Genomic DNA, 20541 nt, shown 5'->3' on the forward strand with positions numbered 1-20541 from the left:
TAATCGTTAAATAGTTTCAAAAGACGTCCTCCGGTACATCCATTTGCAAATATAAAATATACTTTTGCAAAAAAAATAAAAATGGGAAAAGAATTATCAAACAGGATTCAAACTTCATTGCTGAACGCAGCAGAAAAGAAACTTTTGATATGGCTGGCAGAAAGACAACCAAAATGGATGACTTCAGATATCCTGACTTATATAGGAGTATTCGGCGCAATAGTCTGTGCTTTAGGTTTCATATTGGCACATATAGACAGGAATTATCTGTGGATTTCATCTTTAGGACTGTTAATCAATTGGTATGGTGATAGCTTAGACGGCACATTGGCTCGTGTACGTCATGCCCAACGCCCTATTTACGGGTTCTTCATAGACCATACGCTGGATGCCATTACCATTTGTATCATGTGCATTGGTGCAGGACTTTCTCCGATGTTCAGACTGGATGTTGCCATGTTGGTTTTGGCCGGTTATCTGGTTCTATCCATTTACACCTATATCTCCACCATCATCAAAGATGAATTCCGACTGACCTACGGTAGCTTCGGTCCTACTGAATTCCGATTGGTCATCATCCTTATCAATACCATCTTTATGTACACTGCCTTGCCGGAACTGACTTACACCATCTCCGGACAGACATTGGGAATATTCGACATTGCCGGTCTGCTGATTGCCGTATTTCTCTTCGTGGCATGGCTCAGCCAGTTCGTTACCGACCGACGCATCTTATCAGAACGTGACCCATTGAAACCTTATAACCCCGAAAACAAAGACTGACAGCCTTGCGTACTTATTTAGAATTTGTAATAAGCCGCCTGTTGGGTACAGGTGTGGATACGTTCATTTTGTGGATATGCTCAAGCTTCTTATTCAGCGGATATTGGGGAGTTTATGTCGTCTCCCCCGTTATTTCGTTTGAATTTGCAGTAATGAGTAACTTTCTGTGCTCGTACTATTGGATATGGAAAAACCGTATAAGCGGCAGATGCAAACGTGACTTCTGGATCCGCTTCTCCATTTTCAATCTCTCTTCCGTTGTCGGTTTCTTGGTAAAGATGTTCTTCCTACTGGTGTTCCAACGGATATTTGAATGGGACGTAATTGTATGCAATTGGGCGGCTTTGCTCATTTCCGGATTATTCAATTACTTCCTGGCGGACACGATTGTTTTCAGAAAGAAGTTCTTGTTCGGGAGAAGCGAAGAGGCTGTTTAAATTTTGTTCACTCTTCTTTTGAGAATTCCTTTTGTAAGAAGATAGATCCTCTTATTTCACGATAATACGGAATCGGGTCAACCCGTCACTGTATGTGCGTAATGAGAACGAGCACCCGTGGCGCGTCAGTACCTCGCGGATAAACACCAATCCTATCCCCTGCCCGTTCGGTTTCGTAGAGAAGAAAGGACTGAAGATCTTCGCTTCCGTTTCCTTCGTCATACCAGGACCGTTGTCCACCACTTCAATCGTACCCGGTGCAATCGTACGCACCACAATCCGCCCTTGGGCAGTAACGGTGCCTTCGGGAGCATGTTCTATACTCTCTACTGCATTCTTTATGATATTCACCAGCACCTGCTCGAAAAGTATGGCATCCAAACGGGCATCTTCCATGTCCGGATCATACTCTTCCACCAGCAGAATGTCGCGGTCGGCACACATCCCTTCCATAAAGCGTTTACACATAGCGACCAGGTCATTCACCTTCACCAGCGCCAAAGTGGGTTCGGGAATTTTCACCACATCGGCAAAACGGGTAATGAAACGGCTCATGGAGAAGCAACGTTCCATACAAACCCGCATCACTTCGCAAATATCCTCCATATCGTTGTCCGTAGAGAGTGCCTGTTCGACAGTGTCGAGCGTGGACGTAATGCCAGCCGTCGTATTATTCACCTCATGCGCAATCATCCGGATCACCTTCTCATACGCTTTCTTCTCGGCACGCATCACTTCGTCCGTCATCTTCTCTATCAGGTAGAAGGGATGATGGAATCCCCTATCGATAAAAGAAGAATGAGTGCACTTATAAATATTGGCATCATTCAGTTGCACGACTGACGTATGGTCTTTGGGAATGGCAGCAAGTTCTTCTGCCAAGGGAGAATCAATCTCCTCAATCCTCTTGCCCATCACCTCTTCCAGTTGCACCCCCATCATTTTCAATCCCATCGGATTGAGCTGCGACACTTCGCCATCCAATGTAGTGATGACCACTCCCATAGGGGAAGCCTGAATCAGCAGGTCCAAAAAGTGATTCTGCTCACGCAGACGCAAGCGTTCATTCTTCAGTTGCTCCATCATACGGTTGAAGACATTTACGATACGGTCCGTCTCATATTGTCCCACTTTACTGAGTCGGCTACTGAAATCCTGTTCGCGCAACAACTCCATACCACTGCCAATGATGTTCATCGGTTTCACGATCTTACGGTAGAAGACAATCAGAAACATCAGAATAAAAACAATGCCCCCCTCCACCATATAAAGATGCAATGGCTGTATTCCTTTCGACAAATAGATCAGCATTCCGCCTAACCCCAAAAGGAAAAATACGAGTATGGAAAAATAGAACTTTATTCGCACATCTTCAACTATTGATACCTCACTTCTCGCTAACCGTTATATTAAATTTCTCCAATCGGCGATAAAGCGCAGCCCGACTGATGCCGAGTGCCACAGCCACTTGACTGAGATTTCCCTTATAGTGTTCCACTGCCTGCATGATGGTCTGGCGTTCTATTTCATCCAGCGTCATACCGGCTAATGAAGAAGTTCCTAAAGCCTTTGCCGGTTCATCATACCGCAGATACTGCGCATCAAAATCCGAGGCTTCCAATGTCTGCTTTCCGCTGACAAGTATGGTGCGTTCCACCAGATTCTTCAGTTCACGTATATTTCCCGGATAAGGCAGGCGGGAAAGAAAGTTGATGGCATCTGCCGAGAATTCGGTACGTGGCAACCCGTTCACTTCCGCCTGGCGGTCGGCAAAATGGCGCGCCAACAAAGGGATGTCTTCACGACGCTCACGCAGTGCAGGCAGTTGCACGGTTATCAGATTGATGCGGTAGAACAAATCTTCGCGGAAAGTACCTTCCGATACCATCTTCCGCAGGTCGGCATTGGTAGCAGAAACCACACGAATATCCGTCTTGCGCGGACGGCTGTCGCCCAGCACTTCAAAAGTCTGATCTTGAAGCACACGAAGCAACTTCACCTGACAAGAGAGGTCAAGCTCGCCAATCTCATCCAAGAAGATAGTACCCTTGTTTGCCAATTCAAAACGTCCTACCCTATCGGCAGTGGCATCCGTGAATGCACCTTTCTTATGACCGAACATCTCGCTCTCAAAAAGACTTTGCGATATTCCTCCCAGATTGACTTTCACAAACGGCTGTTTCGCCCGCTGACTATTGATATGAATGGCTTCGGCAATCAATTCCTTACCCGTTCCACTCTCGCCGGTTATCAGTACGGATGCATTGGTACGTGCAATGCGTGCCACGGTATTCAATACCTGCATCAGTCCCTGCGACTTACCTATGATATGACTGCGATTCAGCGTCTCACTTTGTTCTTCCGGCACTTCCTTCGGGGCAGCCGTCAGTTCGAGAGCCGTCTCAATACGTTGCAGCAGGGCGGCATTATTCCAAGGTTTCGTAATAAAATCGAAAGCCCCCGCCTGCATGCCTTGCACCGCCAGTTGGATGCTCCCCCATGCCGTCATCAGTATAACGGGCACATCGGGACGAAAGAGCTTGACTTGCTTCAACAAGGTCAGCCCTTCTTCTCCTGTCGTGGAAAGAGTGAAATTCATATCCATCAAGATAAGGGAAGGAGCTTCCATACGGACTATCTCCATCGCTTCGCGAGGACCGGGAACAGCCTGCGCCATATATCCTGCCCGCTTCAACATGAAACTAAGAGAAGAACGTACTGCACTATCATCGTCAATTATCAGTATCATACTATCTTTTATCTTTTTACAGTTTGCAAAAATAATGATTTCATCACATAAAAAGCATTATTCGAGAATTAAAGGAGCTTATCACTTCGCCGCGCTCCGTTAAGAGTCAAAAACCAATACCCTACTTCCTCACAATCTCCTCAAAGTCCGCCTCCAGTTCGCAATTGCGTTCAAAGTCCCAAAGGGTCAGGCTGCGGATCTGATAGAAATAATACCAATAATGGTATAATTCATTGATATGTTTCTGCCTTGCCGCGTCTTTCGAATTTTGCGCATCGTTCAGGTCCAGTGTACTTATCTGACCGATCATAAAGGTCTCCACACTGGTCTTATAACGTTTTTCGGCTATATCGTCAGCTTCTTGAGCTATATTCAGCTGTTGTGCCTGATTATTAAAGTTGGACACCAGCAAAAAGATATTCTGATTGAAATTCATCTGTTCCTGACGGATTCGGGAGAGAACAACTTCACGATTGCTCTTTGCCACACGCACTTTGCCGCGACGTTTTCCCCAATCCAGAATAGGCACCTTCACGCCCACCTGGACAATCTGATTATCCAGCAAATCCTGATATGCAGTCGAAAGGGTATGATTCTGCCCCGTATATCCCACACTTGCAAAAAGGTCGATGCTACGCAAGTTTCCGCGGGCGATAGCCACTTCATAGTCCGCCTCCAACTGACGACGACGGATATTCTGCGCAAACGAGTTACGCTCCAATGCCTTGTTCAGCACGAAGTTATACTCCATGTCTATGGCGGGAGCCTGGCCGGGTATGGTGGGAATCAGGTTCACCTCTTCCGACAATCCCAAGAAAGAACGCAACTGAAACATATTCGCATTCAGGCTGCTTTCGGCTTCGGTCACGTCCGCCTTACTCTGCAAGACATTCAGTTTCAGCTGCAACAGGTCATTCTCTGAGATCTGCCCCATCTTGCGCTTGGCAATGGCCACTTCGTAAAGCCGGTCGGCATTCTCCTTATTCTGATAGGCGGTCTTCAGGATTTCTTTGGCTATCAACAGATTGAAATAGTAGGATATGGTCCGCATTGTCACCTCTTCGGTAGCTGTGATGAAGGCGGCTTTCGCTTCGGCATACCGCACAGGCTCTATGCGGCGGTTCCACTTCAACGCATTCACTCCGAAGATAGGTTGCGTCAACTCCAGGCTGACGGGAACGGACATGAACTGCTTGTCTCCTCCGGAGCCCAACTGTTTGATGTATTCCAGCGAAGAGGCAAGCGACAGTTTACCGCCCGTGAACCATAAGTTCTGGTCGACAGAAAGAGTACCGGACAACCCCAGTGTATTGTTGCGCACAAAGGAGTAGGAACCGTCCGAATTCTGATAGCGGCTATACGATTTATTGTAATTGGGCAACGTACCATTCAGGTTCACTTCCGGCAACAGATCCGCACGGAAAGTACGGTATTCCCAGTAGGCAGTTTTCAGTTCGTTCAGTGCTACGGCCGCATCCACTGACTGTGTACGTGCCAAAGCTATCGCTTCACTTAAAGTGATGAGACGTTCACGTTCGTTTGCCGATGTATCGTCCTGCGCAAAAGCAACGAACGGAAACAGCATCCAGGCTGCTAATAAAATATTCCTTTTCATGTTTATCAAAAAAAATAGTTGCCAACAGAAAAGCAAAGAGTGTGCCAAAGCAGCAGAACCCTTCCGGAAAGGGGAAAGTGTCCGTTTCCGAACAGTAGGGATGTTCGTTTATGAACGCTATACTTTTACGCCTCACACCTTAGAACCTGTTTAAATTTCCTCCAGAAAGTCTCAAAAAAGGCTGAACAAAATTTAAACAGGTTCTTAACTCCAGTCAAAGCACGCCTTTCGAGCTGGGCAACTCAAAATGATAGATATCCCGCTTTACCGCCATCTTCACTGCACGTGCCAGAGCTTTAAAGATACCTTCTATCTTGTGATGTTCGTTCTGTCCTTCTGCTTTTACATTCAGGTTCATCTTGGCCGCATCGCTCAGGGACTTAAAGAAATGCAAGAACATTTCGGTCGGCATTTCTCCTATCTTCTCGCGATAGAATTCGGCATCCCAAACCAGCCACGGCCGGCCACCGAAGTCCAGGCAGACTTGGCAAAGGCAATCATCCATAGTCAGGGCATACCCATAGCGCTCAATGCCGCGTTTATTGCCCAATGCCTGATAGATACACTCTCCCAAAGCAATTGCAGTGTCTTCGATGGTATGATGTTCGTCTACTTCCAGATCACCCTGCACGCGGACGGTAAGGTCCAGACCGCCATGTTTGCCTATCTGCTCCAGCATGTGATCGAAAAATCCCAAACCGGTACGGATATCACAAAGTCCGTTCCCGTCGAGGTTCATCGAAACAAAAATATCCGTCTCCTTTGTCGTGCGCCGTACTTCCGCCGTCCGTTCTCCGGCAAAAAGGAATTCGGCAACCTTATCCCAATCCCTCGTAGCCAAAACACATACTTGCTCCAAACCTTCGCAGGAGGTCGCTCCGCCTTCACTTGCAGGTTTCAGCAACGACTTGTCATCTTGCAGGAAGATGGCACGACATCCCAGGTTCTTTGCCAGTTCCACATCCGTAGGGCGGTCACCTATCACGAAGCTGCCTGCCAAGTCGTAGTCGGGGTTATTCAGATATTTGCCCAACATCCCCGTTCTCGGTTTCCTTGTGGGCGCATTGTCTTCCGGCATACTGGGATCGATAAATACTTCATCGAAAGTAACTCCTTCGCCTTCCAGCGTCTTCATCATCAGGTTATGCGCAGGCCAGAATGTCTCCTCCGGAAAAGAAGCCGTTCCTAATCCATCCTGATTGGTCACCATAGCAAACTCAAAATCCAGTTTGCTGCGGATGAACCCCAGATTACGCATCGCCTTAGGATAAAACTCCAACTTATCCAATGAATCCAGTTGGTAATCGACGGGCGGTTCTATCACTAACGTTCCGTCACGGTCTATAAATAATACTTTCTTCATGATATCACAATATTATAGTCTGTTCTTTTTCTTTAGCGATTAAGTCAGGGAGTTAAAGGCATTCCTTCGGTAAGAAAAGCCGATTCATACAGGGAGAAAACTTAATCTCGCGGCGCGAGATGTATATCTCAGCAGCCAAGATGTATATCCCAGCAGGCGAGATGCACATCTCGCGCCGCGAGATCAAGTTTTCAATACGAGTCATTCCCTTTTTCTCCCTAACTGAAACGGTTTTCCTCCGTGAGAGAAACAGCTTTCTCCTACGAATGAAAGCATTTCTCCTCGTACTTGCCCAATGCCTCCATCAGTTTGTCATTCTCCACACGTGTCCCTACCGTCACCCGTAAGCAATTGCCGCAAAGCGAAACGGTATGACGGTTGCGGACAATGATTCCTTCGCCTACCAGATAATTGTAGATCCTCACCGCATCCGTCACCCGTGCAAGAAAGAAGTTCGCATCCGATGGGAAGACCTTTATCGTCAGCGGCAACTCCGAGAACCTGCCGACCAGTTCATCTCTCTCTTCTTTCAGATTTTTCACCCAACGCTCTATCTCGTAGTATTTATGCAGCATTTCCATCGCCTGCTTCTGGGTGAGTTGGTTCACATTATAGGGATATTTTATCTTGCTCAGAATGCTGATGATATCCGTAGAGGCAAATGCCATTCCCAAACGGATAGCTGCGCATCCCCAAGCTTTCGAGAAGGTTTGAAGTACAATCAGATTCGGATATTGCTCCAACTGCTGCAAGAACGAAGGAGCATCGGAAAAGTCATTGTATGCCTCATCCAAGATGACCAGTCCTGCAAAAGCATTCAATACTTTTTCTATTTCTCCACGCAGCAGGTCATTCCCCGTAGGGTTGTTGGGAGAACAGAGGAATATCAGTTTCGTCCGCTCATCCGCAGCTGCCAGCAACTTATCTGCCGAGAACTGGAAATGTTCATCGAGCAGTACTTTGCGATATTCCACGTCATTCACATCGGCACATACCTGATACATGCCGTAAGTAGGGTCTATAGCCACGACATTATCCCGCCCCGGTTCGCAAAATGCACGGAACACAAGGTCGATTGCCTCGTCACTGCCATTTCCCAAGAAGATGTTTTCAGGAGCGACTTTCTTGATTTTCGATAGTTCCGCCTTCAGTTCCCACTGCATCGGATCGGGGTAACGATTGTGTGGCAGATTATAGGGATTCTCATTGGCATCGAGAAACACCGATGCCGACAAGCCTTTATATTCATCGCGCGCCGAAGAGTAAGGCTTCAGCCTCCAGATGTTCGGACGGGTCAGTTCTTCTAACGGTTTCATTTTAAGATTTATGATTTGTAAGTTATGAATGATGAGTTATAGATTATGAGTTATGAATCTTGGATTATAATTCACTCTCAACTCTCTATCTTCAACTCCCAACTGATTAAAATTCTACTATTTTCACCTTTCCATTTTCCACTTCTCAATTCTTACGGTCACTGCATTCTTATGAGCATCCAGGTGTTCGTTCGATGCCATCTCTTCAATAGCGGGACCGATGTTCATTATTCCTTCCGGACGGATTTCCTGGAATGTCACCTTACGGATGAAGCTGTCGAGGCTTACTCCGCTGTATGCTTTTGCATATCCATTGGTGGGCAGGGTATGATTCGTTCCTGACGCATAGTCTCCGGCACTCTCCGGTGAGAATGAACCTAAGAAGACAGAGCCGGCATTCACTACCTGTTCTGCAACCTGCATGTAGTCAGCAGTTTCTATTATCAAGTGTTCGGGGGCATATTCATTGGTCAGTTCCAAGGCCTCTTCCATATCTTTCACTACAATCAGCTTGCTGTTGGCAAGAGACTTCTCGGCAATTTCCTTCCGGGGAAGAAGTTCCAGTTGACGTTCCACTTCCAGTTTCACTGCCTGTTGCAGGGCTTCGGAAGTAGTAACCAGCATCGCTTGGCTATCTACGCCATGCTCAGCCTGGCTCAGCAGGTCGGCAGCCACGAACACCGGATTCGCAGTTTCGTCCGCCAAGACTTCCACTTCCGATGGTCCGGCAGGCATGTCAATCGCTACATCACGCAGGCTGACCAGTTGTTTCGCTGCTGTCACATATTGGTTTCCGGGACCGAATATCTTGTAAACCTTCGGCACGCTCTCCGTCCCGTATGCCATCGAGGCGATTGCCTGCACACCACCTATCTTGAAGATACGGTTCACGCCGGCAACTTGTGCAGCAAAAAGAATGGCAGGATGTACTTTACCCTCTTTATTCGGCGGCGTACAGAGTACTATCTCCTTGCATCCCGCAATCTTAGCCGGTACGGCCAACATGAGTACGGTTGAGAACAAGGGTGCCGTCCCACCGGGAATATACAGTCCCACCTTCTCGATGGCAACCGCCTTCTGCCAGCACGTCACCCCCGGCATGGTCTCCACCTTTCTGCCTTCAAAACGCTGGGCAGCATGAAACGTCTCTATGTTCTGTTTGGCCAGACGGATAGCGTTTTTCAGCTTCTCATCTACCTGCTCCGCCGCTTCTTTCAGTTCTTCTTCCGTCACGGCGAGCGAGGCAAGCTCCACTTTGTCGAACTTGACTTCCATCTCCAATACCGCACGGTCTCCCTCTGCCCTCACACGGTCTATTATTTCCCGAACCGTATCGAACAGATTTTCAGTATTCATCACCGGACGTCGCAGAATCTCTGCCCATTGTGCCCTATCCGGATTATTTATTAACTTCATGATTGTCCTATTCTATTTATAATAAATATAGCTTATAACTTATAGCCTGTTACTTATTACTTGTAACTCGTAGCTCGTAACTTACAGTTCATACCTCGTAGCTTGTAACTTATACCTCGTAGCTTGTAACTTATAACTCGTAGCTTGTAACTCGTAGCTCGTAACTCGTAACTTAAATTATCATTTTCTCAATCGGCAGAACCAAGATGCCTTCCGCTCCCAGTGATTTCAGTTTTCCGATAATCTCCCAAAAGCACTTCTCATCCAATACCGTATGTACCGAACACCAGCCCTCTTGTGCCAACGGCATCACTGTAGGGCTTTTCATACCGGGAAGTACCTGAATAATCTTATCCAGCCGGTCTTTCGGCGCATTCATCAGCACATATTTCTTGTCTTCCGCTGTCTTCACGGCATCCATACGGAAAAGCAGCTCCTTCAGAATCTCTCTCTTCTCGGCACACATATTGCAATTGCCAATCAGCAATGCTTCCGAATTCATCACTACCTCCACCTCTTTCAGACGGTTGCTTACCAACGTAGAACCGGAGCTTACAATATCAAAAATCGCATCTGCCAACCCAATGCCCGGAGCCACTTCCACCGAACCTGTTATGACGTGTATCTCCGAATTTACCCCCTTCGATTTGAGGTAAGAAGTAAGAATGCCCGGATAGGACGTTGCAATCTTCCGCCCCTCAAACCATTGCACACCGGGATATTCCACATCTTTAGGAATAGCCAACGACAAGCGGCACTTGCTGAATCCCAACCTCTTGACAATCTCTGCATTCTCATTCTTCTCCACATACTCGTTCTCACCCACAATACCTATATCCGCCACTCCCGTAGCCACCGACTGCGGAATGTCATCGTCGCGGAGGAACAACACTTCAATAGGAAAGTTGGACGACTGCACCAACAACGAGCGTTTCATCACATTTAGTTTTATATCCGATTCACTCAGAAATGACATTGTCTCATCGTATAGACGTCCTTTAGCTTGTACTGCAATTCTTAATAACATAAGATTTATAATTTTTAATTTATGATTTATTCTCCATTCGCCTAAAAAACAAACGACGAGACTTACCTTCATTCGGTAAGCCTCGTCGTTCACTGTATCTTTCATTATGCACATACAACCATCTGCCTACCGATTATTCGCCAGGTAATGATGATGGAAACGATGTGCAATATTACTTTTCATACATTTTTCTGTTTTAATACGACAAAAATAAAGCATTCATCTGATACAACCAAATGATTATCACAAAAACTTTCGTTTTACTGTCATTTTCTCATTTCATTCATCAACGCTTCTTATAATTCTTCAGTCCGGTCTGCAAGAATTCAACGTACTCCGGAATGTCTTCATCATACGAATATGATTTATTCAGCGGATAACCTTTATTGTCGACCAGCACATAGAACGGCTGCACATTGGCGCCAAACTTAACCCGTTGCAGATAGCTCCACTTATCACCCACAGTACGCAAGGTACGTTCTTTGCCATTCTCCACTACCTTTATAGGTTCTGTCAACGGCGTCTTATTGTCTACATAGAGCGTGATAAGCACATAATCATTGTTAATGATGTCGCCCACCTTCGTATCTGTCCATACGGCAAGCTCCATCTTACGGCAATTCACACAACCGTAGCCCGTGAAATCAAGCATCACAGGTTTACCATGCTGACGGGCATATTCCATTCCGAGGTCATAGTCATCGAACTTAGCATGTACCTCATTATTATAGAGATTGAAATCCTGCGTATACATGGGAGGCGCAAAAGCACTCACCGCTTTCAAAGGAGCACCCCATAAACCGGGAAGCATATATACGGCAAAAGCCAGCGAAAAGAGTGCCATGAAGAAGCGGGGCACTCCCACTTTCGTATCTTCATCGTCGTGGGGGAACTTGATTTTACCCAACAGATAAAAGCCTAACAAGGCAAACAACACAATCCATAACGCCAAGAATGTCTCACGGTCAAGAATACGCCAGCCATACGCCAGGTCGGCCACGGAAAGGAACTTCAAAGCAAAAGCCAACTCCAGAAAACCGAGAGTGACCTTGATGACGTTCATCCATCCTCCCGACTTAGGCATAGATTTCAGCCAGGACGGGAACAGGGCAAACAGCGTAAACGGAAGTGCCAAAGCGAGAGCAAAACCAAACATACCGATAGCCGGAGCCACCACGCTGCCGGTTATGGAGACTTGTACCAGCAGGAAGCCGATAATCGGTCCCGTACAAGAGAAAGATACCAGCGAAAGCGTAAATGCCATCAGGAAGATGCTGAGCAAACCACTGGTTGCCTCGGCCTTGCTATCGACCGCATTACTCCATTTGGAAGGCAACGTCAGCTCAAACGCTCCGAAAAAGGAAGCGGCAAACACCACCAGCATCAGACAGAAAAGGATATTGAACACGGCATTCGTAGACAAGGCATTCAGCGCACTTGCCCCAAACATCAGCGTTACAGCCAGTCCTAAAGTCACATAGATCACCACGATAGAAGCACCGTAAGTCCAGGCATCGCGGATACCTTTCTTCTTATCCTTGGAACGTTTCAGGAAGAAGCTCACTGTCATCGGAATGATAGGCCAGACGCAAGGTGTGAACAGTGCCAGCAATCCGCCAAGGAAACCAGTGATAAAGATATAAATCCACGACATGTCCTCCTGTGAGACATTTTCGCCGAAAGCACGCAGTTCCGAAACAACCGGCTTCCAAAGGTCTGAACTTTCTCCTACCGCTATCGAGGTGGAAGCGTCAGCCTTACCGATTATCCCTTCATCAGCCCCATCCGAAGCGACTGCATCCGCCGATACTTCTGCCTGTTCGGCAGATGCCGTTCCTGCCAAAGGAGCCGCCGGTTTATCGGCAGATGCCGCAGCATCCGTACCCTTTGTTTCTGCCTTACCCTTGAAGTCGAACTCCACTTGCGTAGGCGGCAGGCAGTTTTCATCATTGCAGGCTCCATACTCCAGATAACCTTGCACCTGATAATCGCCACCGGACAGTTTCAGTTCCTGAACAAACTGCGCTGCCTTTTCAAAATAGCGCACGTTCATCTCAAACAATTTATCATAAGATGCTATTTCTTTACCCTTCGCCTGCAACTTACCGACAGCTATGGCACCGGATATTTTATCAATGTTGAACGTAGCCGAAATAGGGCCTCCATCGCCAAGATCGGTAGAATACACATGCCAGCCTTCATCAATAGTAGCTGTAAACACGATTTCCGCCTTATCCACCGAAAGATGCTTAAATTCCGACTTAAATCTTACGGGATCCTGTATTTGTGCTTGAGCCATAACGGCAAAAAGCAACAGACAAATAGACAATATCTTCCTCATACAATCAATTATTAATCCAAAAATAATTCCATTATCAATTATCAGCTATCTCATAATCCACACATGCACGGCTTTCTTTAACCTCGGCTATCAGCTTGCCGGCAGCTACATGGGCGGGATGAACGGCATAGGATTTCACATCCTCCAACGTATCAAACTCACTGTAGAGCGCAATGTCCCAGGTTTCGGCAGGGTTCATATTCAGCCCCACCTCTATTTTTCGGATAACGGATATTTGAGCCGGAAGAGCTTCGATAGCGTTCTTGAAAGCGTTCATAGCTGCCAGTTTCACATCGACCGGCACTTCATTTTTTAGTTTAAATAATACAATGTGTTTGACCATATCTTTGCTATTTTAATGATTTCTCCATATATTTGTCAACTGAAGCGACTGAATGCAAGCGCAAAAGTACTCGTTTTGTTTTAAATATACACTATAAACGGATGTTAATAATAGGAATTGCAGGTGGAACTGGCTCTGGTAAGACCACCGTTGTACGTAAAATTATAGAAAGTTTGCCGGCAGGCGAAGTAGTATTGTTACCTCAAGATTCTTACTACAAAGACAACAGTCACGTGCCGGCGGAGGAACGGCAGAGCATCAATTTCGATCACCCCGACGCCTTCGAATGGAGCCTTCTGTCCAAACACGTAGCCATGCTGCGCGAAGGGAAAAGTATTGAGCAGCCCACTTACTCCTACCTGACCTGCACACGGCAACCTGAGACGATCCACATCGAACCACGGGAAGTGATTATTATCGAAGGTATACTTGCCCTATGCGACAAGAAACTGCGCAACATGATGGATCTGAAGATATTTGTGGATGCCGACCCCGACGAACGGCTTATCCGCGTGATCCAACGGGACGTTGTCGAGCGCGGACGTACTGCAGAGGCGGTTATGGAACGCTATACCCGCGTTTTGAAGCCGATGCACCAGCAATTCATCGAACCATGCAAACGGTATGCCGATTTAATCGTACCTGAAGGAGGAAACAATCAGGTGGCAATAGAAATCCTTACCATGTACATAAAGAAGCACCTGCAAACCGGAACTTAAATGAAGGTACCCGCCAAGATTCTTCTGATAGCCCTGCTATGGATATTCTGCCTGCCGGGGTGCGGCAACAGACGCCACACTCCGACGGAGAATGAAGGTGCAGCAGACCTGCAACAGATAAAGGACAGCGGTGAACTCGTCGTGCTCACCCTATATAGTTCCATCTCCTACTTCAACTATCGTGGGCAAGAGATGGGATTCCAGTACGAACTTAGCGAACAATTCGCCCAAAGCCTTGGCGTGAAGTTGCGTGTAGTCGTAGCCAAAAATGTACAAGGGCTCATAAATAAATTGCTGGCGGGCGAGGGAGACATCATCGCATACAATGTACCCATCACAAAAGAGTTGAAAGAACGGCTGATATACTGTGGAGAAGAAGTCATCACACACCAGGTCATTGTCCAACGTTCAGGTGGGAAGAACAAGCCGCTGACAGACGTCACGGAACTGATAGGTAAAGATGTCTACGTGAAGCCCGGAAAGTATTATAACCGTCTGGCCAATCTGGACAAGGAACTCGGTGGAGGTATCCGCATCCATAAGGTCACCAACGACAGCATTTCGGCAGAGGACCTGATCACCCAAGTAGCACAAGGGAAAATCCCTTATACGGTTGCCGATAACGATGTGGCAAGGCTTAATAAAACTTATTTCCCGAACCTGAACATCAAGCTGTCTATCAGTTTCGACCAAAGGGCTTCGTGGGCAGTCCACAAAGATAGTCCGGAGCTGGCAGAAGCAGCCAACAAATGGCACAAGGAGAACATGACTTCTCCCGCCTATACTGCCAGTATGAAGAAATACTTTGAAATCAGCAAGTCTCCCCCCCACTCGCCTATCCTCTCGCTCAGGGAAGGAAAAATCTCCCACTTTGACGAACTCTTCAAGAAGTATGCTTCCGAGATAGGTTGGGACTGGCGACTGCTTGCCTCACTGGCTTATACGGAATCGAACTTTGACACCACCGCCGTGTCATGGGCAGGTGCCAGAGGGCTGATGCAACTGATGCCTGCCACCGCACGCGCCATGGGAGTGCCCGAAGGAAAAGAACAGAATCCGGAAGAGAGCATAAAAGCTGCCGTGAAATACATCAACACTACAGCAAGAAGTTTTTCTTCCGTACCGCCTGAAGAGCGGCTTAACTTTGTACTTGCCTCTTACAATTCCGGTATCGGTCACGTGCAGGATGCTATGGCGCTGGCCGAGAAATATGGCAAAGACAAATACGTGTGGAAAGACAACGTAGAAAAATACATCCTCCTGAAAAGCAATGAGGAGTACTTCACCGATCCTGTCTGCAAGAACGGATATTTCCGTGGAATAGAGACATACAATTTCGTGAGGGATATCATGGGGAGGTATGAAACCTACAAAAGTAAGATAAAGAAATAGGTAAATACCTCCCTTTACCCCCTTCCCTTAAAACAACTTCAACTGATTTTTCCTCGCCTCTTCCAAAGAAACCGTTTTCCGGGGCTGGGCTGCGTTTTTCTCACGCAGTTGCCCATATTCGGAAGCCAGACTTCCGGCTAACTCTTCTTTCATCTTCGGATTCATCAGACGGGCAGCGATTGTAGCGTTTTGGGAAGCATCTTTCAGATGGACCACAGGAGCGTGATAGACCGGAGCGATCTTCAGCGCCGTATGCAGCCTGGAAGTCGTGGCACCTCCTATCAGCAACGGAATGTCGGCACCTGCCTTCTCCAACTCCGCAGCCACATGCACCATCTCTTCCAGCGAAGGAGTAATCAGACCGCTAAGCCCAATCATGTCTACCTTTTCTTCCAGTGCACGCTGCACGATGGTTTCGGCCGGCACCATCACGCCAAGGTCTATAATCTCGTAACCGTTGCATGCCATCACCACGGAAACTATATTCTTTCCGATGTCATGCACGTCTCCCTTCACCGTAGCCAACAGAACTTTGCCGGCAGAGGCGGAACCCACCTGTTTCTCCGATTCGATGACCGGCTGAAGGATAGCCACAGCTTTCTTCATGGTACGTGCCGTCTTTACCACCTGCGGCAAGAACATCTTTCCGGCGCCGAACAACTCACCTACGTAGTTCATCCCCGCCATCAAAGGACCTTCTATGATATCCACTGCCTTCGGATAGAGTTTCAGCGCCTCAGCAAGGTCTTCCTCCAAATAATCGCCTATCCCCTTGGTCAAAGCGTATTTCAAACGCTCTTCCACAGTTGTCCCCGTGCGCCAAGAGAGCGGAGAGCCGTGCGACAAGGCAACGGAAGAAGCAGCTCCTGTCCCTCCTGCGTCCGGCTTCAGCCGGGCGGCAAGCTCTATCAAACGTTCCGAGGCGTCCGGACGGCGGTTCAACACCACATCTTCTATGCACTCCAGCACATCGGCAGGAATATCTGTATAGAGCACGGCGGTAGCAGGATTGACAATGCCCATATCCATACCCTCGCGGATGGCGTGATAAAGGAACACCGCATGCATGGCCTCCCGGATGTAATTGTTTCCGCGGAAGGAGAAGGAGAGGTTGCTCACCCCGCCACTGACATGGGCACCGGGCAGGTTTCTACGTATCCAGCCTGTAGCCCGGATAAAATCGACGGCGTAGTTATTGTGTTCATCCATACCCGTAGCTACGGCAAGGACGTTGGGATCGAAAATAATATCGTGCGGATTGAAACCGACTTTCTCAACCAACAGCCGGTAAGCGCGGTCACACACTTCTATCTTGCGCTCATACGTGTCCGCCTGCCCCTTTTCGTCGAAAGCCATCACTACGGTAGCCGCCCCATACTGCTTGATTGCACGGGCGTGTTCCAGAAACTTTTCTTCGCCTTCTTTCAAAGAAATGGAGTTCACGACCGCCTTTCCCTGCAAGCATTTCAATCCGGCAATGATGACTTCCCACTTCGAGGAATCAATCATGACGGGCACGCGGGCTATCTCGGGTTCGGAAGCGATCAGGTTGAGGAAGGTGGTCATCTCTGCCTGCGCGTCCAGCAGACCGTCATCCATATTCACGTCGATGACCTGTGCACCGTCTTCCACTTGCTGACGGGCTATGCTGAGTGCCTCTTCGTATTTCTTTTCATTAATCAGGCGCAAGAACTTGCGCGAGCCTGCCACGTTGCAGCGCTCACCCACATTGATAAAATTCTTCTCCGGAGTCACTTCCAGCAGCTCCAGACCGGAAAGCCAAAGACAGTCGGGCTTCGGAGCCGGAACATGGGGGACAGCCCCCGCCACCAACGCCGGATATTCGGCTATATAGGCATCGGTAGTACCGCAGCAACCGCCGATGATGTTCACCAAGCCTTCGCGGATGTATTCTTTCACCTCATGAGCCATGTCGGCAGGGGTCTGGTCGTAAAGCCCAAGGCTGTTGGGCAGGCCGGCATTGGGATATGCACTGATATAATAGGGGGCACGGGCGGCAAGTTGCTCCAGGAAGGGCTTCAATTGGCGGGCACCGAACGAACAGTTCAAACCCACCGAAAAGATGTCGGCATGCTGCACGGAAGCAAGAAACGCTTCCAACGTCTGTCCCGAGAGGGTACGTCCACCCGTATCGGACACCGTGACGGAGAGCATAATGGGCACACGTATGCCCGTTGCCTCCATTGCCTTCTCCGCAGCCCTGATAGCGGCCTTGGCATTCAGCGTGTCGAAGATGGTCTCTATCAGCAAGGCGTCTACCCCGCCTTCGAACAGGGCTTCCATCTGTTCGCCATAGGCCTCGGCAAGGTCGTCGTAGGTCAGTGCACGCAGGGCGGGATTGTTCACGTCGGGACTCATGGAGCAGGTCTTGTTGGTAGGTCCCACGGAACCCGCCACGAAACGCGGTTTGTCCGGTGTGGAGAACTCGTCTGCCACTTGGCGTGCCAAGCGGACGGCGGCAAGATTGATCTCGCGCACATATTGCTGCACGTGATAGTCTGCCATGCTTACGCGAGTGGAACTGAATGTATTGGTTTCGATGATGTCGGCACCTGCCGTAAGATATTTGTGGTGTATATCCTGTATCACGTCGGGGCGTGTCAGGCAGAGCAGGTCGTTGTTTCCTTTCATCTGTCCGGGGATGTCGGCAAAGCGTTCTCCCCTGAAGTCTTCTTCCGTTAAGTTGTATTGCTGTATCATGGTGCCCATCGCACCATCTAAAATGAGGATGCGCTCGCGCACCACACTGCTAAGTTTATTCATCTGAAAATTATCTTTTAAACATACGCGCCATATCGCGTTTGTCGTCTTTCTCTTTCAGGGCTTCACGCTTGTCGTATTGCTTTTTACCTTTGGCAAGAGCCACCACCACTTTGGCAAGTCCCTTTTCGTTGATGAACATACGTACGGGGACGATAGTAAAGCCGGGATCCTTTGATCCACGTGCCAGCTTGTCCAACTCTTTTTTGTTGAGCAAAAGTTTGCGCTCCCGGCGTGCAGAATGGTTATTGTAGGAACCGTAGAAATATTCGGCGATATGCATGTTCTTCACCCACAGTTCGCCGTTGGCAAAGTAGCAGAATGTGTCGACAAGACTTGCCTTTCCCAAGCGGATGGACTTTATCTCAGTGCCCGTAAGCACGATGCCTGCCGTGTAAGTGTCTATCAATTCGTAATCGAATGTAGCGCGCTTGTTCTTTATATTAATAGGAGCTTGTTTCATGATTTCAAACGTTAATTAAGTGCTACCGTCAGTTTATTGAATATCCACTGGATAAACGTCGGACAGACGATCAGCAACACAGAGGAAATAATAGTGAAGCGCAACCGATCTTTTTCTTCCACTTTCATCAATGTGGAAGCTCCTTCCCACACCACATATACGATGTAGAACTGCAACAGCAATCCGATGATGCTGAAATCCGGCAACACGCCAATAATGATTTGGAGCAGGAAAGGTACTACTAACGAATAGCCTGCAAACTGCTGTACCAAGGGTATGTCACCTGGCATCAGCAGCATCCGGACTCTCATCGCATTAATGAGATATGCCGCCAGAAAATATCCTCCGAAAAGGGAAACTGCCACCGCACAACAACGCGTCATGGCATATTGAAAACTCTCAGGGCCACTCCAACCTTTCGCCAGCAAAGAACCAGCGAAGACGGACAACCCACATAAACCAATCATAGGATAGACAAAAGTGACGAACACTTTTTGCCTATCCTTTTCCAAACTGATTTCCTCCCACGCCTTGGCAGGGGAGGAAATCAGTAACATTGCAATATGAAATAATGCTTTGTAATCCAATTTATTTAAATGTATAGTCCCACACTTCTTCGGTAGCTTTACCCTCCTCCAAAGAATCATCTGAAGTGTTGACATATCCTACCAATTTAAGCTTGGACGGTTTATTTCCTGTCTTCATTTCAAATTTACTCTTTACGATTTTCAAATCATATGCTTTGGTAGTAGTAGCAAGCGTCACGCGTTCATTCTTTTCTTCTTCGCTTTTCCCGTCAATCACATGCTTGATTCTCAGAACAAGTTCCTTGTCTCCTTCCTTAAGTTCCGAAAAATCATAAGTAATCACGAATGAATGCTTCTTAAGTTCCTCCTGTTGCTGCTCGTTACCGGTTATTTGCTTGAACCAATAAACAGGAGACATAAGCAGGTATTCTTCACTAAACATTACGGCCGGATCCACATTCACACGACCATTCGGAGTGTATACCTCACCACTGAAAGCATATAAAGCGGCGTTTTCTTCCACTTGATCGGACGTAGGCTGCTCGTCAGACGAAGCATTCAGGGGATCGGGTTCCAAATTATTCCAAGGCATAACTTTCAACTCCGGTGAGTCAACCGGTTGTTCTTCTGAGTTAAACGAATAATAGACCATATAAAGTTCTCCCAGAGTAAAAGACGTTGTAGAAGTGGTTGACAAAATCAGTTTCTGTCCACTTTCTAATTGAAAAGTAGGAGGATAGTAATTCACGCACTTCGCTACCGCCCAACCCGTTACTGTAGGATCAATTTCATTATTAAAGCATGAAGTTAAAGAAACACCCATCATCAAAATCAGGGCAACCATCCAATTTTTAAAATTAGTCATTTTCATTGTTCTATAAATATTAGAGTTCGCAAAATTAGATAAAAGAATCGAGTAACATAGTACTCTCCTCATTTTTTCATTGTTTTTAAGAGTAAATGGGAGATTGACCTGAATACTGCAAGCCCCACTCGGTTTTTAACATTATTTTGCTACATATAGAAAACATGTAACTATTCAGCAAATCATTATTACTGATTTACAACAAAAAACCGTTGGCGGAATTAAACTGAAATTACATCATATCTTATGTCTCATAACAAGTAATGTAATGGAGCATAACAAATAATGTTATGAAGTATAACAAGTAATGTTATGATGCATTTCATTCATATGTTATGATGCATTCCTCCGAACTAAAATAACAATTAAAGATAAATAGGTTCTTCGTCACTTTTGGGGCAGTA

At 47.3% G+C, this 20541-nt stretch carries 17 protein-coding genes; 4 read left to right on the forward strand and 13 right to left on the reverse strand.

The window, feature by feature from the left end; all coding sequences use genetic code 11:
* Positions 1-81: 81 nt before the first annotated feature.
* Positions 82-783 (forward strand): CDP-alcohol phosphatidyltransferase family protein, encoded by a 702-nt coding sequence (locus tag QZ323_RS08110; protein WP_294634097.1) that lies wholly within the window; start codon positions 82-84, stop codon positions 781-783.
* 5 nt (positions 784-788) lie between these two features.
* The gene (locus tag QZ323_RS08115) at positions 789-1220 is read left to right on the forward strand and encodes a GtrA family protein (RefSeq protein WP_294634098.1); all 432 of its coding nucleotides are present in this window, start codon (positions 789-791) and stop codon (positions 1218-1220) included.
* Positions 1221-1271: 51 nt separating this feature from the next.
* Here the strand turns inward: QZ323_RS08115 and QZ323_RS08120 are convergent, their stop codons facing one another.
* The 9 genes from QZ323_RS08120 to QZ323_RS08160 all read right to left on the reverse strand — a co-directional run bounded on the left by QZ323_RS08120 (position 1272) and on the right by QZ323_RS08160 (position 13390).
* A complete protein-coding gene (locus tag QZ323_RS08120) occupies positions 1272-2588 on the reverse strand; it encodes an ATP-binding protein (protein WP_294634099.1) in 1317 nt (438 codons plus the stop codon).
* A gap of 19 nt (positions 2589-2607) precedes the next feature.
* Entirely contained in the window at positions 2608-3969 is a 1362-nt protein-coding gene (locus tag QZ323_RS08125) for a sigma-54 dependent transcriptional regulator (RefSeq protein WP_294634100.1), read from the reverse strand.
* 121 nt (positions 3970-4090) lie between these two features.
* Positions 4091-5584: a TolC family protein gene (locus QZ323_RS08130; RefSeq protein ID WP_294634101.1), complete on the reverse strand. Its 1494-nt coding sequence runs from the start codon at positions 5582-5584 to the stop codon at positions 4091-4093.
* Positions 5585-5798: 214 nt separating this feature from the next.
* Positions 5799-6950, reverse strand: a complete 1152-nt coding sequence (hisB, locus tag QZ323_RS08135) for a bifunctional histidinol-phosphatase/imidazoleglycerol-phosphate dehydratase HisB (protein ID WP_294634114.1) — start codon at positions 6948-6950, stop codon at positions 5799-5801.
* A 257-nt stretch (positions 6951-7207) separates the two neighbouring features.
* Positions 7208-8263 (reverse strand): histidinol-phosphate transaminase, encoded by a 1056-nt coding sequence (gene hisC / locus QZ323_RS08140; RefSeq protein WP_294634102.1) that lies wholly within the window; start codon positions 8261-8263, stop codon positions 7208-7210.
* Positions 8264-8386: 123 nt separating this feature from the next.
* Positions 8387-9679 carry a histidinol dehydrogenase gene (gene hisD, locus QZ323_RS08145; RefSeq protein ID WP_294634103.1) on the reverse strand — a complete coding sequence of 431 codons (1293 nt, stop codon included), beginning with the start codon at positions 9677-9679 and terminating at the stop codon, positions 8387-8389.
* A gap of 172 nt (positions 9680-9851) precedes the next feature.
* A complete protein-coding gene (hisG, locus tag QZ323_RS08150; RefSeq protein ID WP_294634104.1) occupies positions 9852-10706 on the reverse strand; it encodes an ATP phosphoribosyltransferase in 855 nt (284 codons plus the stop codon).
* A gap of 286 nt (positions 10707-10992) precedes the next feature.
* Entirely contained in the window at positions 10993-13047 is a 2055-nt protein-coding gene (locus QZ323_RS08155; protein WP_294634105.1) for a cytochrome c biogenesis protein CcdA, read from the reverse strand.
* A 34-nt stretch (positions 13048-13081) separates the two neighbouring features.
* Entirely contained in the window at positions 13082-13390 is a 309-nt protein-coding gene (locus QZ323_RS08160) for a Dabb family protein (protein WP_294634106.1), read from the reverse strand.
* A 101-nt stretch (positions 13391-13491) separates the two neighbouring features.
* Here QZ323_RS08160 and udk point away from each other — a divergent pair, with 101 nt between their 5' ends.
* Positions 13492-14109: a uridine kinase gene (gene udk / locus QZ323_RS08165; protein ID WP_294634107.1), complete on the forward strand. Its 618-nt coding sequence runs from the start codon at positions 13492-13494 to the stop codon at positions 14107-14109.
* A complete protein-coding gene (locus QZ323_RS08170; protein WP_294634108.1) occupies positions 14110-15501 on the forward strand; it encodes a transporter substrate-binding domain-containing protein in 1392 nt (463 codons plus the stop codon).
* 27 nt (positions 15502-15528) lie between these two features.
* Here QZ323_RS08170 and metH read toward each other — a convergent pair whose 3' ends face one another.
* Genes metH through QZ323_RS08190 form a run of 4 tightly spaced genes read right to left on the reverse strand, consistent with a single transcriptional unit; the run spans position 15529 to position 20143 of the window.
* Positions 15529-18285, reverse strand: coding sequence for a methionine synthase (gene metH, locus QZ323_RS08175; protein ID WP_294634109.1), 2757 nt, complete (start codon positions 18283-18285; stop codon positions 15529-15531).
* 7 nt (positions 18286-18292) lie between these two features.
* Complete coding sequence (gene smpB, locus QZ323_RS08180) at positions 18293-18745, reverse strand: SsrA-binding protein (protein ID WP_294634110.1); 453 nt, start codon at positions 18743-18745, stop codon at positions 18293-18295.
* Between the two features lie 11 nt (positions 18746-18756).
* Entirely contained in the window at positions 18757-19302 is a 546-nt protein-coding gene (locus QZ323_RS08185) for a Yip1 family protein (protein WP_294634111.1), read from the reverse strand.
* Between the two features lie 31 nt (positions 19303-19333).
* Entirely contained in the window at positions 19334-20143 is an 810-nt protein-coding gene (locus QZ323_RS08190) for a hypothetical protein (RefSeq protein ID WP_294634112.1), read from the reverse strand.
* Positions 20144-20541: the final 398 nt, after the last annotated feature.

Origin of the sequence: uncultured Bacteroides sp. (assembly GCF_910585845.1) — a bacterium.
Classification (GTDB): domain Bacteria; phylum Bacteroidota; class Bacteroidia; order Bacteroidales; family Bacteroidaceae; genus Bacteroides.